Origin of the sequence: Breznakia pachnodae (assembly GCF_030814225.1) — a bacterium.
GTDB classification, from domain to species: domain Bacteria; phylum Bacillota_I; class Bacilli_A; order Erysipelotrichales; family Erysipelotrichaceae; genus Breznakia; species Breznakia pachnodae.
In genome coordinates, this window is the sequence record NZ_JAUSUR010000004.1 from 133,106 (window position 1) to 148,862 (window position 15,757).

At 33.1% G+C, this 15,757-nt stretch carries 10 protein-coding genes and 1 other annotated feature; of the genes, 1 reads left to right on the top strand and 9 read right to left on the bottom strand.

Going from position 1 to position 15,757, the window contains the following annotated elements; all coding sequences use genetic code 11:
- Positions 1-7 precede the first annotated feature (7 nt).
- Positions 8-1,150 (bottom strand): glycosyltransferase family 2 protein, encoded by a 1,143-nt coding sequence (locus J2S15_RS11775; protein WP_307408525.1) that lies wholly within the window; start codon positions 1,148-1,150, stop codon positions 8-10.
- A gap of 142 nt (positions 1,151-1,292) precedes the next feature.
- On the opposite strand from J2S15_RS11775, the gene J2S15_RS11780 reads away from it, so the two are divergent.
- On the top strand, positions 1,293-2,204 hold the full coding sequence (locus J2S15_RS11780; protein ID WP_307408527.1) for a tyrosine-type recombinase/integrase: 912 nt from the start codon (positions 1,293-1,295) through the stop codon (positions 2,202-2,204).
- Positions 2,205-2,236: 32 nt separating this feature from the next.
- Here the strand turns inward: J2S15_RS11780 and J2S15_RS11785 are convergent, their stop codons facing one another.
- The 8 genes from J2S15_RS11785 to J2S15_RS11820 all read right to left on the bottom strand — a co-directional run bounded on the left by J2S15_RS11785 (position 2,237) and on the right by J2S15_RS11820 (position 15,751).
- The gene (locus J2S15_RS11785) at positions 2,237-4,903 is read right to left on the bottom strand and encodes a cation-translocating P-type ATPase (RefSeq protein ID WP_307408529.1); all 2,667 of its coding nucleotides are present in this window, start codon (positions 4,901-4,903) and stop codon (positions 2,237-2,239) included.
- 173 nt (positions 4,904-5,076) lie between these two features.
- On the bottom strand, positions 5,077-7,110 hold the full coding sequence (locus tag J2S15_RS11790; RefSeq protein ID WP_307408531.1) for an ABC transporter permease: 2,034 nt from the start codon (positions 7,108-7,110) through the stop codon (positions 5,077-5,079).
- On the bottom strand, positions 7,100-7,867 hold the full coding sequence (locus tag J2S15_RS11795; protein ID WP_307408533.1) for an ABC transporter ATP-binding protein: 768 nt from the start codon (positions 7,865-7,867) through the stop codon (positions 7,100-7,102). Before J2S15_RS11795 ends, J2S15_RS11790 begins: the two co-directional genes overlap by 11 nt.
- Before the next feature lie 151 nt (positions 7,868-8,018).
- A complete protein-coding gene (gene metA / locus J2S15_RS11800; protein ID WP_307408535.1) occupies positions 8,019-8,930 on the bottom strand; it encodes a homoserine O-acetyltransferase MetA in 912 nt (303 codons plus the stop codon).
- 4 nt (positions 8,931-8,934) lie between these two features.
- Positions 8,935-10,203, bottom strand: coding sequence for an O-acetylhomoserine aminocarboxypropyltransferase/cysteine synthase family protein (locus J2S15_RS11805; protein WP_307408537.1), 1,269 nt, complete (start codon positions 10,201-10,203; stop codon positions 8,935-8,937).
- A 42-nt stretch (positions 10,204-10,245) separates the two neighbouring features.
- Positions 10,246-10,480 (bottom strand) — a binding site (T-box leader).
- Between the two features lie 96 nt (positions 10,481-10,576).
- Complete coding sequence (locus J2S15_RS11810) at positions 10,577-11,032, bottom strand: hypothetical protein (protein ID WP_307408540.1); 456 nt, start codon at positions 11,030-11,032, stop codon at positions 10,577-10,579.
- A gap of 74 nt (positions 11,033-11,106) precedes the next feature.
- Positions 11,107-12,570: an alpha-amylase gene (locus J2S15_RS11815; protein ID WP_307408542.1), complete on the bottom strand. Its 1,464-nt coding sequence runs from the start codon at positions 12,568-12,570 to the stop codon at positions 11,107-11,109.
- Between the two features lie 121 nt (positions 12,571-12,691).
- Positions 12,692-15,751, bottom strand: coding sequence for an InlB B-repeat-containing protein (locus tag J2S15_RS11820; protein ID WP_307408543.1), 3,060 nt, complete (start codon positions 15,749-15,751; stop codon positions 12,692-12,694).
- Positions 15,752-15,757: the final 6 nt, after the last annotated feature.

Here is a 15,757-nt window from a genome sequence, read left to right on the forward strand (position 1 = left end):
TCTCTTTCTATATGACTAGATTTTCTAAGTCAGTATAATTAATGAAATTACCATGTATATCTACTATTAAATCATGGTTTACATTTCGCAGTGTAGACCATATTTTATTGTCAAATAATGAGGTGAAGTTATCTACGAAATAAATAACAGGAGTAATTAAATCAATTAAATAAGACTCCAATACACCTGAGAGTGATATATGTTTTATATTACGTTCTTTTAATGGATAATGATAAACATCATATATATTAAGCTTTAAATTATATTTAAAGAAATCTATATATTCATGAGAAGTTGGAAAAGTACTTAGGTTTACAATAACATAGTTTTCTTGTATGTTATTTGTATTTTTTTTATACCACTTAAAGCTTTTTGCTAACCAACTTTGGTAATCTATGGAGCGAATATTTATATACTTACTATAAAAAGCAGCCTTTGAGTCTTCTCTAAGATATCGGAATGAATAATATTTAGAATTATTATCATTAGTATCACCAATATGATAAACACAAGAGTTCGCAGCAACAAATGTATTTAAACCATGTTTTAATAGTTTTAGACAATAAGCATTATCACAATAAATATAAGGCATATCAGTATCAATACCATTTACTAATTCAAAGTTTTTTTTCGAAGTGAAAAAAATCGCACCACATGCTGATTGAACTTCTCTATCTGATAAAGTATATGGATGATTATAAGGGAGCCCCTTTGACATGTGAATGACATTGTAATCTAAGTATGCCATTCCAAAATCCATAATTCTATTGCTAAGAGGATTAATGATTTTTGAACTTACAACACCAACATTTTTATTAGAAAAATAGCATTTAATTAATTCTTCTAACCAATTATCCCAATAAAAAATATCAGGATCACAAAACAATAAATATTCAGTATTTGAAAGCTTTGCGCCTAAATTAATTGCACCTGGCCAAAATAAGTTTTTATTTCTCCTAATCACTTCAATATTTTTTTCTTTAAATTTTAAACTTAATTGACTTTTATCATAGTTATTTGCAATAACCTTAATTGTAATGTCATTTGGTATTGTTCTTAATAATGTCTTAATACTCAGTTTAATCATTTCCTTATTTTTATGAAAAGGTATTATTATTGTTAAATTATCATATATTTCCCTGAAATCCATATTTCCCTCCTTGTATAGATAACTATATATTATCCTTTACTATTTTCTTTTACTGCATTATACCAAAATACTTTCACAGTTACTATTTCATTATATTTTTAAATTAAAAGTATATTATAATACTAATTACGGAGGTATTTAAATGCGATTAGACTATTCTACAATTGATAACTATATCAATTACTGTGAAAACCAAAGAAAACTAGGAAAGCAAACCATAAAGGCTTATAAGATAGATATGAATCAATTCCATTGTTTCTGTAAAAACTTTGATTACATAGTAGATAAGACAACTCTACAAAGATATATGGAGCATCTTAATAAAGCTTATAAATCAAAATCAGTGAAACGGAAGATTGCTACAATCAAAGCCTTTTTTAATTATTTAGAATTTGAAGAAAAAATAGAATTAAATCCTATGAGAAAAATAAGAGTATCTATTAAAGAACCTATTACCTTGCCTAAGACTATTCAACATAATGATTTAGATAATCTATATAAATTATTATACAGTTGGAAGAAGGAAATAAACGAAGAAAAAGAATACAACAATATTCTAAGAGATATTTGTATATTAGAGTTATTAATATCAACTGGTATTAGAGTATCAGAAATATCTGACTTAAAACCTTCAGATATCAATTTATCTGAAAAGAATATCTTAATAAGTGGTAAAGGAAATAAAGAAAGAATTGTGCAGATTGGAAGTAAAGAATTATATGACATATTAAGTGAGTATATGTTAGATACACAAGTACAATCCAATCCATATCTTTTTATGAATAAACGTAAGTCTAGAATATCCGATCAATCAATTCGAATGCTTATATCAAAATATGCAAAACTTGCTGGTATAACAGAACGTATCACACCACATATGTTTCGCCATACATTTGCGACGTACTTGTTAGAGGAAGATGTTGATATTCGTTATATCCAAAAGATACTAGGTCATTCTTCAATTACAACAACCCAAATATATACACATATTGCTTCTAGTAAACAACGATATATATTAGAGAATAAGAATCCCAGAAGTAGAATACACACATAAAAATAGCAGCGTTTTGCTGCTATTTCTTTTGCTTATTTTAATCCTGTTACTTTCTTTAAAATTGTTACTAATACGGTAGCAATTACAGATATCGTAATAATTAATACCCAGTCAATAAGTGGCAGAGGTACTGTACCTACTACATCATTTAAGAATGGTACATAAATTACCATTAACTGTAAACTTACTGATAAAAGCATTGAGATAATCATTGTTTTATTTTGCAATAGTGATTTATCAATACCAAAGATTTTATCTCTACGTACATTTAGGATATGTAATAACTGCATAATCGCCATTAATGTAAATGTAGTTGTTTGTGCTTCAATAACTGGTGCACCACGCATTAGCATAATTTGGAAAATCGCAAATGATGATAATCCTAATACTGCTCCACTAAGTAAAATCTTTAATAAGAATTTCTTAGATAGTAATCCTTCATTCTTATCTCTTGGCGGTTGTTTCATAATATTATCTTCAGCTGGTTCAAATCCCAATGACATAGCTGGGAAAATATCTACAACTAAGTTTAACCATAAAATATGTAGTGGCAATACTGGTAAGTCTGGTAATAAGAAAATCAAACTTAACATAATTGCGGTAATCTCAACCATATTACATGAGAATAAATAATACACGAACTTTTTAATGTTGGCAAAGATAATTCGTCCTTCTCTAACTGCATCTACAATCGTTGAGAACTTATCATCTGTAAGAATCATATCTGAAGCTTCTTTTGCTACTTCAGTTCCACGGATTCCCATTGCAACTCCAATATCGGCACCATTTAATGCTGGTGCATCGTTTACACCATCACCAGTCATTGCAACAACTTCACCATTGTTCTTAAGTATATTTACAATCTCTAATTTATTTCTTGGTGATACACGAGCAAACACTCCAGTCTTACATACTTCTTTTGAAAAACTATCATCCTTCTCTGATTTATCAAATTCAAATCCAGTCATTGTTTCTTCGTATTCACTCATTCCAATATCTTTTGCAATCATAGAAGCTGTCTGAGGGTGGTCACCTGTAATCATCTTAACGCGAATTCCTGCATCCTGACAGATTCGTATTGCTTCTTTTACATCTTCTCTAGGTGGGTCAATAATACCAACCAGACCTAATATCTTAACATTACCATCACAGTTATTGGTATAAATAGCTTCGTTATCTGTAATCTCACCAATTGCTAGTACACGAAGACCTTTCTTCGCTAACTCTTGGTTTGCTCTATCAATTTCTTCTTTTGTATCTTGATCATGATGCGACATATCAAGCAATACATCAGGTCCACCTTTTATATATGTCTTTTTACCTTCTGCTGATTCATATAAGGTAATCATATATTTTAATTTTGAATTAAATGGAATTTCATCTAAACGTTTATATTCACTTTCTTCTAAACCACTACGTGTTACCTGTAACTTTTCTCCTAATACAATTAAGGCACCTTCTGTAGGATCTCCGATAATTGCATTTTCATTATTATCATCTATTGTAATCGTAGCATTGGTATTTAATACAGATGCATAGATAAAATCTTTTAGTTGTTTATCTTCTTCTAAGGATACATTCTTGCCATCCTTCGTAACATCACCTTTGGTCTGATATCCTCCACCAGTGACTTCATATACTCCATCATTTAATAAATAAATACGTTCTACTGTCATCTGATTTTCTGTTAATGTTCCTGTCTTATCACTACAGATAACACTAGTAGAACCTAAAGTTTCCACTGCAGGTAAACTCTTTACTAATGCCTTATGTTCACTCATTCTCGACATCCCACGAGCCAATGTAATTGTAGATACTGCAGGCATTGCTTCAGGGATTGCTGCAATCGCTAGAATTAAGGCAATCTGAATAATAAATCCAAACTCTCTACCAGTCAATAATCCAACAATAATAACTAATACTGCAAAAATTGCTGCCAGTAATATTAATAATCTTCCTAAGTGTTCCAACTCTTTATTCAGAGGAGTTTCTTCTTTCTTGTGGTCCTTTAGCATACTACTAATTTGACCAACCTCACTATCCATTCCAGTAGCTGTTACAACCGCTGTTGCATTACCTCTGGTTACAGCTGTACCAGCAAATACAAAGTTTGTTCGATCTCCAATTGAAACTTCTTCTTCATCAAATACAGCTTCACTGTCTTTTGACACTGGCGCTGACTCGCCTGTTAATGCAGACTCTATACAGGCAAAGTTCTGATCTTGTACCAGTCTACCATCCGCACTAATCGAATCACCACCAACTAACAACATAATATCTCCAGGTACAAGTTCTTCTGAAGGAATTATCTTCTTCTCTCCATCACGAATAACGGTTGTTGTATTTTCAATCATGCCCTGTAATGACTCTACTGATTTTTGTGCCTTGAACTCGGTCACAAAACCAAAAATAACCGCAATAAATACTGCTATCAGAACCGCGACACCTTCAATCGGGTCGTTCATTAAAAACGACACAACAGACGCACTTAGCAATAAGTATACGATTATATTGTTTACCTTTTCAAATAATATTTTCCATGCAGATATTTTCTCACCAGTCTCCAAAACATTCTTGCCATACTGCTCAACACGTTTCTGCACTTCTTTGTCACTTAATCCACTTTCTATACTTGTATTTAATTCTTCTACTACTTGCGAGCTACTCGCTCGATAAAACTCTTTTCCTTTGTTTTCCATAAATATATCCCTTTCTTTCCTATATACATTTTAATATACATCACTTCATTTTCTTAGGGATATGCTCGATAAATTTATTTTACTTCTTACAGAAGACATAAAATAAGCGATGACTATTGACATCGCTTATGATTAAAATGCTTATTTTCACTATATGCTTTTTGATATGAATCTTACTTCATTTTAACAATATTACAGTAATATTTATAAGTAACAAAGAAGTAAACTCCATAGATTAATACAATACATCCTCCTCCCATTAGGGATGATGCAAAGATATCTCCTTTTCCATACAACAATACAATTGTATTTACTACCTGTATACCAACAATACTATGAACAATAGCTAATGCCAATGGAATCATAAAGTACATTAGTAATTGCAGTAAGACTGATTTGCGAATCATTTTGTCATCGGCACCCATCTTCTCTAAAATCAGATAACGACGTTTGTTGTCACTTGCCTTTGATAATTGTTGAAGCGATAATACAGCAGCACTTGCAATCAGGAAGGTAATTCCTAAATAAATACCTACATAAGTAGCTAATACGGATACACCTTTATTAGATGTATAAACATCATCATGATCAACTACATCAATGTATGTGTAACCATTGTATTCCTCTCCTTCTTCTACTGCTAGTTCTTCATATATTTGATCTGTTTTTCTATTTAATTCCTCCACTACCTTCGTTACGTCTACACCCTCTTCAAAATCGAAGTTATAATATCTCATATATTCAGCATAGTTTGAATCAGCAATTTCATTATCATTAATAATTATAACCGTTGATACCGTACTATTTGCTCGTGTTGTTGCCACATTCATTAATTCATACTCATATGGTTTAATTGTATATGCCTTGCCTGAAAGAGTAAGTTCTTTCAGTTTTCCTGAATCCACTATTTCTTCTAATTCTTCTGATCTTCCCTGATGATTTGACCATAATGCAATTTCATCATCTTTTAATTCTAATGGCTCCATATCTACATCTTTCATCAACTGATTATATTCACTTAATTTAATCAGTTGAATCATTGTAGTACCAGTATACTCACTATCATAATAGCTGGTTTCTTTTGCGGTTGTGTATTCTCCAAGTATGCTTTCATTTAATTCACTGTAATACACATGCAGTTCCTGCATATTTTTCACACCATCAATTTCATCTAATCCAAAATCTTCGACTGGATCTCGGTTTTCTGGCGTGAACATTAAATGAACCGAAAGGTCATATGGAGTCATCATTTCCATTGCTGTATTTGATGCACTATTTAAACTTAATCCAATAGATAATGCACCTATTGAAAACAATAGTAAGATACATACAAAACTCATTGATATAAAGTTTGATTTAATACTTGAGTTTACTTCTCGTAGTACAAACATATTTAAGTTTCTGAAATATAGTCGTTTGCTTGTCTGAACAAATCTTAACAGGAATCCTGCAAGTGATAAGAAGAACAATAAGGTTCCAATTAATCCTAAAGGTATAATTATATTTAAATAATTGAATGCCTCTATTCCTTTACTTAACCCCATGTAATATGCAGTTCCCAATAATCCTATAGATACAAGGAACATTAGTACATATAACTTTACATTCTTAACTTTTAATATTTCATTTTTACGGTCTGCATACAACAAGTCAATTAGTTTATACCTTCTTAAAACAATCGTATTAAAAATCATTACAATAATAAAGATAACTGAGAATGCAAAGATGGTAAGCATCGTTGCATCAACAGAGAATACAAAACTGTAATTTAATGGAATCGTAAACATTCCAGCAGTTACTACTGTTAATACTTGTGATAAACCAATACCTAATAACATTCCAACAATTAGTGATATAAGTCCAATTAGAAATGTTTCATATACAAGAATCTTTGACATCTTTCCTTTTGGCATACCTAGTAATGTATATAAACCAAATTCTTTTTTTCTTCGCTTAATCAAAAAGTTATTTGAATAAAGAATTAAGAATCCTAATACTAATGCCACAAAGACTGATAACCAAGTAAGTACTTCAGCCAATCCTTCAATAATCTCAGATTGAGCAGCCGTCATATCCAATACTGCCTGTTGCGCTTGAAAGGAATTAAACGTATAAAACAGACAGACAGAGAATGCCAATGTAAGAAAGTAAATAAAGTAATCTTTATAACTTTTCTTTACATTCTGCATTGCTAACTTAAAGTACATTAGATGCATCTCCTCCAAGGAGAGTAACTACTTCAATAATTCGATTAAAGAATTCCTTTCTAGTATCTTCACCTCTGTGTAATTCATTAAATATTTTTCCATCTTTGATAAACAAGATACGTTCTGCATACGATGCAGTAAATGCATCATGAGTAACCATCATAATTGTTGCATTCCATTCCTTGTTTAACTTTTCCATTGATTCCAGTAACATTCTACTTGATTTTGAATCAAGCGCACCGGTTGGTTCATCCGCTAAAATCAAACTAGGGTTATGCACAAGTGCACGTGCAGAAGCAACTCTTTGCTTTTGTCCACCACTCATTTGGTAAGGATACTTTTGTAGTACATCCTCAATTTCCAAACGTTTGGCAACTTCATTAACTTGTGCTTCAACTTCTGAGGGTTTCACTTTTTGTATTGTTAATGCTAGTGCAATATTTTCAAATGCTGTAAGTGTATCTAACAAGTTGAAATCCTGAAAGATAAATCCCAGTTCATTTCTACGAAATGCTGATAACTGTGATCCCTTTAACGTTGTAATATCCTGATTATTAATCAAGATATGACCACTTGTTACACGATCAATTGTCGAGATACAATTTAATAATGTTGTTTTACCAGAACCACTAGGCCCCATCACTCCTACAAATTCTCCTTCATCGACTGAGAAACTGATTTGATTGATTGCCTTTGTAAGACTATCTTGTGTTCCATAAAACTTTTCTATGTTTTTAACATCTAATATTTTTTCCATAGTATATCTCTCCTTTAACTGATTACAGTATATTATATCCAAGTATAATCGTGACATTGCTTCCGCTTACATTTATATTACATTTTTGTAAGGTTCACATTATTATAGCATGTAATCAAGAGCATATGAAAACCCTACAATATTGTAGGGTCTACTTTAAATCTTCTAAATTATATGGAGTCTGTTGATAAACATAGTTTAACCAGTTATGGTAAAACAAGTTTGCATGTGATCTCCATGTATTAATTGGAATACTTGTTGGATCATCATTACGGAAATAATTATGAGGCATTTGAATATCCAAACCTTTATCAACATCTCTTTGATATTCTTTGGCTAATGTAAATGCATCATATTCCAGATGTCCAAGAATAAATATATTCTTACTGTCTTTGCTTGTAATCATATTGATTCCAGCAGGATGAGAATAAGTTAATACTTCCAACTCCTCATGTTCTTCTACCTGTTTCTCATTGATTCCAGTATAACGAGATTGTGGTGTATGGAATTCATCATCAAATCCATCCACAAGGAAATGAGTACTACACAGATGTTGGCCATAGATACCAAACAACTTTTGATTATAAGTTACTTTATCCACTCCATAATGATAGTAAAGTCCTGCCTGTGCTCCCCAACAGATATGTACGGTTGAGAATACATGTGACTTACTCCACTTCATTACTTCGCAGATTTCATCCCAGTAATCCACTTCATTAAATTCTAAATGTTCCAGTGGTGCCCCAGTAATAATCATTCCATCATAACGGTTATCTCTGATTTCATCAAAGGTCTGATAGAATTTCTTTAAATGACTGATACTTGTGTTTTTTGATACATGAGATTTCATTGTTAGAAAATCAACATCAATTTGTAATGGTGTCTTACTGATTAATCTTAACAGCTGAATTTCTGTATCAATCTTATTTGGCATCAGATTTAATATAAGAATACGAAGAGGCCGAATATCCTGATGGATTGCTCTTTCATCATCAATTGAAAAGATATTCTCTTTCTCTAACACATCTTTTGCAGGAAAATCATTTTGTAGTTTAATTGGCATAGAACTATCCTAACGCTGCAAATGCTTGGGTTAAATCTTCTAGGATGTCATCGATATGTTCAATCCCACAAGACAGACGAACAAGACCTGGTGTAATACCACATTCTAATAACTGTTCATCATTTAACTGACGATGTGTTGAGGTTGCTGGATGTAAGATACAAGTACGAATATCTGCTACATGCACTTCCAAAGAAATTAACTTTAATTGATCAATCAGTGCTGCTGCTCTTTCTCTTCCACCTTTTACTTCAAAAGAAATAACTCCACAGTTTCCTTTTGGAAGATATTTTTGAGCCAACTCATAGTAAGGACTACTTTCTAATCCTGGATAATTAACCTTTACTACATCATCCTGTGCTTCTAAAAATTTAGCTACCGCAAGTGCATTTGAGTAATGACGTTCCATTCTTACAGGTAATGTTTCTAATCCTGTATTTAAGTAGAAAGCATTTTGAGGAGCTGGTGAAGACCCTAAATCTCTCATCAACTGAACTCTCGCTTTTACAATATATGCCTGTTCTTTGAATGTTTCCACATAACTAATTCCATGGTATGTAACATCTGGTTCTACAAGACCTGGGAACTTACCATTGTTCCAGTTGAAGTTACCACTATCTACAATTACACCACCAACTTGTAATGCATGTCCATCCATGTATTTAGTAGTACTGTGAATTACAATATCTGCACCAAACTCAATTGGTCTACAGAAATAAGGTGTTGGGAATGTATTGTCGATAAGCAATGGTACATCATTGTCATGTGCCAGTTTCGCAAACTTTTCAATATCCAATACTGTAAGTGCTGGATTTGCAACTGTTTCTGCAAATACTGCCTTAGTATTTTCTTTTACATACTTTTGTAGTTCTTCAAGTGGTAAATCCTGATCAACAAATGTTACTTCTATTCCAAACTTCTTAAAGGTATGAGCAAATAGATTTACCGTTCCTCCATAAATATAAGAGGAAGAGATAAAGTGATCTCCACATTCTAAGATATTTAATATCGCAAAGAAGCTAGCTGCTTGTCCTGAAGAAGTACATAGTGCTCCAACCCCACCTTCTAAAGAAGCAATTTTTTGTTCAACTGCATCTACTGTTGGATTGGCTAATCTTGTGTAGAAGAATCCTGGTGCAGTTAAATCAAACAATTGTCCAACATATTCAGTTGAATCATATTTGAATGTTGTACTTTGACAAATTGGTAGAACTCTTGGTTCTCCATTTTTTGGTTTATAACCTTCATGTAATACTTTAGTTTCAATTTTCATATTGCTCACGCTCTCTTTCTAAAAATAAAAAATCTTTCATCTATATAGGACGAAAGATTCGTGGTACCACCTAATTTTGTTATAGCTTCACAACTATAACCTCTTCGAGTACTAATATACTCTATCGCTGTAACGTGCGAATACGTCATTCTCTAACTATTGTTCGAGCAATGCAACTCCAAGACCATCTTCTAATATCATCACTTTATTCCATTTCACCATACTGGAATTCTCTAAGAAAGCTTCTATATTGTACTCTTCTCTTCAACGTATTTTATTGATTTCAATTTTATCATAAAGCCTATCGATGTCAATACTAATTTCATTTTTTTACAATTCTTTCATTAATTTTCATTTGAGTTTCAATTTAAAACTAATCTTTTAATGAGTGTTCTACATCATAAGCAGTAATATAGTTTTCTTCTTTTGCTAACTTATCAAGCCAGCGATTTTCAAAATCTCTTCTTATTGTGTAATGATCTGCGATTCCATATAACTGTAATTTCTTTGGTTTATGAATATCTTTTAAATCTTTTGTTTGTTTCATTAATCTATCATAATTGCTTTGCTGTTCTTGTGTTAGTTCTTTACCTTTTACTTTTTCACTTATTTTATTATCTACATCAATATAACTATCTACTCTTTCATACTCATATAAATAGAATACTATCGTAATATTACATTCATTAGCGTAGCCAAAAAATGTTTCTTCATTATGTACATCTAATGAAAATCGTCTACGATCATACCCTGTTTTTCTTAATGGTATAAGGGTAATACCATATCTTTTCCCTAACTCTAGAAAATCCTTTTCATTTAATATATCCATTTGGGTCCTCCTGTCCATAATAACTATAGTATACTACATAATCATACAAAGAAAAAAAGAGAGTTTTTCACTCTCTAAATAATCTGATCAATTGCTTTCTCTGAAATCCATACCGATGCTGATCCATCATTCACGGCAAAGTCAGCACATCCATCTTCTTCAATGGTAAGTTTCTCTTCACGATTACCTGTACAATCGACAAAGATTTCTCCAGCATGTTGAGCACCAACACTCATACGTTTGATTCCACCTTTGGCATTGGTAACAACAACTGCCAATCCTGAGTCTTCATGTTCATCATCACCAAAACGAGTAAAACCAATTACATCCGGATGATCAAAGTAATCCATCTCAGGTCCATAAGCAAACTTCTCACGTACTTTTATCAAAGCTTTAAGTTCATCTCCAACTGGAGCTATTTCTTGGTTAGGGATACCATAGAGGTCTCCATAGAAGACACATGGTACACCTTCATCTTTTAATAAGATCAATGCATATGCCTGCACCTTAAACCAACCTTCTACCCAAGACTCTAAACTTTGTCCTGGTTGGGTATCATGATTATCAACAAAGGTAACAGCCCAATTATGGCGTTCTTTCAATAACGTATTTTCAAAGATATTACGCATATCAAATCGCCCGTCTGAATTTGATGCATTCTGTAAATTATAATGCAAAGGAACATCAAACAAACTCATCATTCCTCCACAAGAATCCAGATAGTTTACTAACTTGTCCAAATCTCCATGCCAGTATTCACCTACCGCAAACATATCTTTACCTGCTTCTTCATTTCGATTTTTCAACCAATCAATAAAGAAAGAGAACTGAATATGCTTCACTGCATCTAAACGATATCCATCAATACCTGTTGTTTCCTGATACCATTTTCCCCAGCGATTTAACTGTTCTACAGTTTCTGGATAATCCATATCCAAGTCAGCACCCATCAGATAATCAAAGTTTCCATTTTCATCATCTACATTCTGTTCCCAGCGTTTTCCTTCAAACCCAAAGATTGCACTTTCCTTAGTTTTCTCATCCCAGTTTACACCTTTAAAATTATTCCACCACCAGTGATAATCATTATACATTCCATTTCTTCCAGGAAACGTAAAACGTGTCCATGCAAGAATTTCTTCTTTATCACTAATCGGTTGATTACGGTTCGTATCTGAAAAGCGAATTGCCTCTACAGTTTCAGCTTCATCAGCACCCATAAAATGATCGAATACAATATCTGCATATGCTTCTAATCCAACTTCATGTAAGGTGTTGATAGCATGCAAGTACTGATCCTTTGTTCCATACTTGGTAGCTACTGTACCTTTTTGGTCAAACTCTCCTAAGTCAAATAAGTCATATACTCCATATCCTACTTCATCTTTACCTGCTGAACCTTTATATGCAGGTGGTAACCAAACACCTGAAAAACCCATCACTTTCAGTTGATGAGCAATTTCGCTTATATGTTCCCAGTGATTTGAATCTGCATCCAAATACCACTCAAACGCTTGTAATATTGTTTTATTCTCCATAATCTCTCCATCACCATTCCTATATTACCCTTATTATACTTTTTTTTAGTACTATCATGCAAATGATACACAACATTTTAAAAGGAACTCTCCTAATGGAAAGTTCCCTGTTTCATATTATTTAATCCTTTTTTAGTTTTAATGCTGTAACTGCGCCAAAACTTGCGAGCAGTAATAAAATCAATAGTTGTGTATTTTTATTATCGCCTGAATTTACTCCAGCCATACTAGCACTGCTATTGTTTCCATTTGGATTCGTACTTGGATTGAATGTGGCTTCTCGACCAATTGCCTTATAATACAACCTTAGAGTTAGACTTCCATCACTATCAATCACTCCACTTTGCTTCGTATTAACATGGAATGTATTTGAAACATATCCAGTATAAGTTTTATAACTTGCACTTACATTTGAACCAATCGTTCCTGTTTTATTTTCCACTTCTTTTACCACATATGTTCCGTCTGTCTGTTGTAAGTAGTGTTCTACTTTATACGATGCTGTTGTTTGCGTTGGTGGAGTAACAACTGTTTTTTCACTCCACTGTGCATACAATGTAACATTACCTGTTATCATAATCATATCATTTACACTATATGCTGTACCACTGCCATCAGCCTTGGTATTCCATCCTTTAAACTCATAATTATCACGTACATAATTTAGGTTTGTATCACTACTTGCTAATACTGTATGCGAACTACTGTAGTTAGCACTTACTGAGTAGTTGCTTCCACTTCCACCATTTGTATCATAAGTAATCGTATATGAATTAATTTTCCATTGTGCATATAGTGTTACATTAGCAGTAATTGTTATTGGCGTATTCACTGCATAAGCAGTTCCACTACCATTTGCACTAGTATTCCACCCATTAAATGTATATCCTTCACGTACTAATGCTCCTTGACTCATTACAGTAGCAGTAGCATTTGCCAAATATTGATTTGCATCAACTGGTACATTTCCTGAAGTTGCATTATTCTTATGATAAGTTATGCTATATTTTTCAGGAACTTTCACTACTCCATTCACAGTAATAACTAAATCACCATTTACATTAGGAATTGAAATAGCACCTGTTGTTTTGTCATAAGTAAATCCTGTTCCTTGTACTAATGAAATTCCATTCATTGTTACAGTAATTGTATCTGGTAAAACATAACCACTATCTGCTGTTGTAGTTGCTGTATAAGTTGCACCAGGTGCAATACTATCAGCACCACTAATTGAAGCATTCGTTGCTGTTTTCGTTACTGCATAATCGGCAGTTCTTGCTAATACATCCACAGGTAAGATAAACTTCACCAACACCTCAGCATCACTTGTTCGTGTAATATTACCACCAACATTGAAATCATTTCCTTGAAGCGTTCCAGTAACTGTACCATCACTATTGTCAGTAATTGTTCCTGTAGCATCTGCATCACTATAAGCAAATACAAATGTATTGTCAATTACTCCTGCTGTACCATCACTAGCAATTCCAGTATAAGTAAATGGTTCTTCAGCTGTATTTACATGTAAATCATTAATATCTATGAAATACACATCTCGCTCATTCACTGATCCTAATGTTCCTGTTGCACTAGAATTAATACCAGAAACTTTGTCATTCACTCCTGTATTCAAACAAAATACTTCAGAAATATCAATTGAATATGTATCTTGTGGCATAATTCTTAGTCCTATTACATTTCCATACACTTCACTATTTGCACCTGTAAACTCCATTGAACTGAAGCAAGATTTAATTGTTGAACCATATACTCTTGAATTACCACTCCAGTTTCCTGCCTGCCCTGCAATTCCTCCAGCGAATAATCCTTTGCTTGCCAAACCTCCTGTAGCATTTGAGGTGATGGATCCTACAGCACTACATCTTAATACTTCAGCACCACCATCAATAGAACCAACAACTCCACCTGCACTAATTCCTCTAAATCCAGTTGTAGTAAAACTACCTGTGAAATTCATATCATACGTTGCAGTACAATCAACAATTTCAAAAACAGCATTGGTTCTACCTACTAATCCTCCAACTGCCTCTGGCCAAGTAACATTCGTACCTGCTGATGATCGGTTTACTTTGAAGTTAATTACATTACTGTCATGAACTGATGATGCTGATGACGCTGGTCCAGGTCCCCCAATCGCACCATAGTCATTTCCATGTCCGCCAACTAATCCACCGATTGCCAGTAAATATCCACCACCACTTGTACTATAATTTACTGTTGAATTAATTGTAGTACAGTTAACGACTTTTGATGGTGTTGTATCAATATTCCAGTTCAATGATCCTACTAACATACCTGCCGTATTCCAACCATCACAGTTAATATTAGTTAAATTCATAGTACTGTCTTTTACGGTAATGTTTTCAAATGTTGCACCTCTTACTGCACCAGCAACGATTCCAACATGATTTGTTTCATATTGCCCAAGACTAGAACCCTGTTGATCAATTGTTGCATTTTCAACAACTAAATTTTTGATAGTACCACCATATACAAAACGAAACATTGCAGTACCATTCATTGCATCTCCTGCAGAATTTGTCGATACAGAACGACTCAATCTCATTCCACTAATTGTATTACCACCACCATCAAATGTCCCAGCAAAACTTAAATCCGAATTATAAGCAATTGGTAACCAAGTATATGCACTAATATCAATATCATTCATCAATTTAATTGTTTTTCCACTAAATGGAGCGTATGAATTACTCGTCATATATGCAAATGCTGCAAATTCTTCTGCCGTATAAATCTCAAATGTATCACTTGAACTATAGTTACTAGAAGTAGTCGTTCTCCATGCAGCATCATAATGAAGTTCCCAACCATCACTAGAACGTGGTTGGCGAAGAAGCGTGGCTGCAGTATCTGCGCTTACTACATCTGTCTTCACATCATCTGTGTTTTCTTCTACTTCTTCATTCTCTGAATCAACTTCATCCAAAGTAGTTTCTTCTTCATCATTCTGATCAGTTCCCATTTCTTCTTCCATTAGTTCTTCTTTTGAAGTTTCTTCAGCCTGTTCACTAGAAACTTCTTCTCCTTGCATATCTGTTTCCTCTGAAGCAGATACAACATTAAATAGCCCTAAGCTAACAAATGCTACAAGCACTGCTATCATAATCTTTAATGTCTTTGCTAATTTAAGTTTACTCATTTTGCC

Excerpts from the sequence above, each read along its gene's own strand:
- J2S15_RS11775 (WP_307408525.1), bottom strand. The coding sequence starts at position 1,150 with ATGGATTTCAGGGAAATATATGATAATTTAACAATAATAATACCTTTT.
- J2S15_RS11780 (WP_307408527.1), top strand. The coding sequence starts at position 1,293 with ATGCGATTAGACTATTCTACAATTGATAACTATATCAATTACTGTGAA.
- J2S15_RS11785 (WP_307408529.1), bottom strand. The coding sequence starts at position 4,903 with ATGGAAAACAAAGGAAAAGAGTTTTATCGAGCGAGTAGCTCGCAAGTA.
- J2S15_RS11790 (WP_307408531.1), bottom strand. The coding sequence starts at position 7,110 with ATGTACTTTAAGTTAGCAATGCAGAATGTAAAGAAAAGTTATAAAGAT.
- J2S15_RS11795 (WP_307408533.1), bottom strand. The coding sequence starts at position 7,867 with ATGGAAAAAATATTAGATGTTAAAAACATAGAAAAGTTTTATGGAACA.
- metA (WP_307408535.1), bottom strand. The coding sequence starts at position 8,930 with ATGCCAATTAAACTACAAAATGATTTTCCTGCAAAAGATGTGTTAGAG.
- J2S15_RS11805 (WP_307408537.1), bottom strand. The coding sequence starts at position 10,203 with ATGAAAATTGAAACTAAAGTATTACATGAAGGTTATAAACCAAAAAAT.
- J2S15_RS11810 (WP_307408540.1), bottom strand. The coding sequence starts at position 11,032 with ATGGATATATTAAATGAAAAGGATTTTCTAGAGTTAGGGAAAAGATAT.
- J2S15_RS11815 (WP_307408542.1), bottom strand. The coding sequence starts at position 12,570 with ATGGAGAATAAAACAATATTACAAGCGTTTGAGTGGTATTTGGATGCA.
- J2S15_RS11820 (WP_307408543.1), bottom strand. The coding sequence starts at position 15,751 with ATGAGTAAACTTAAATTAGCAAAGACATTAAAGATTATGATAGCAGTG.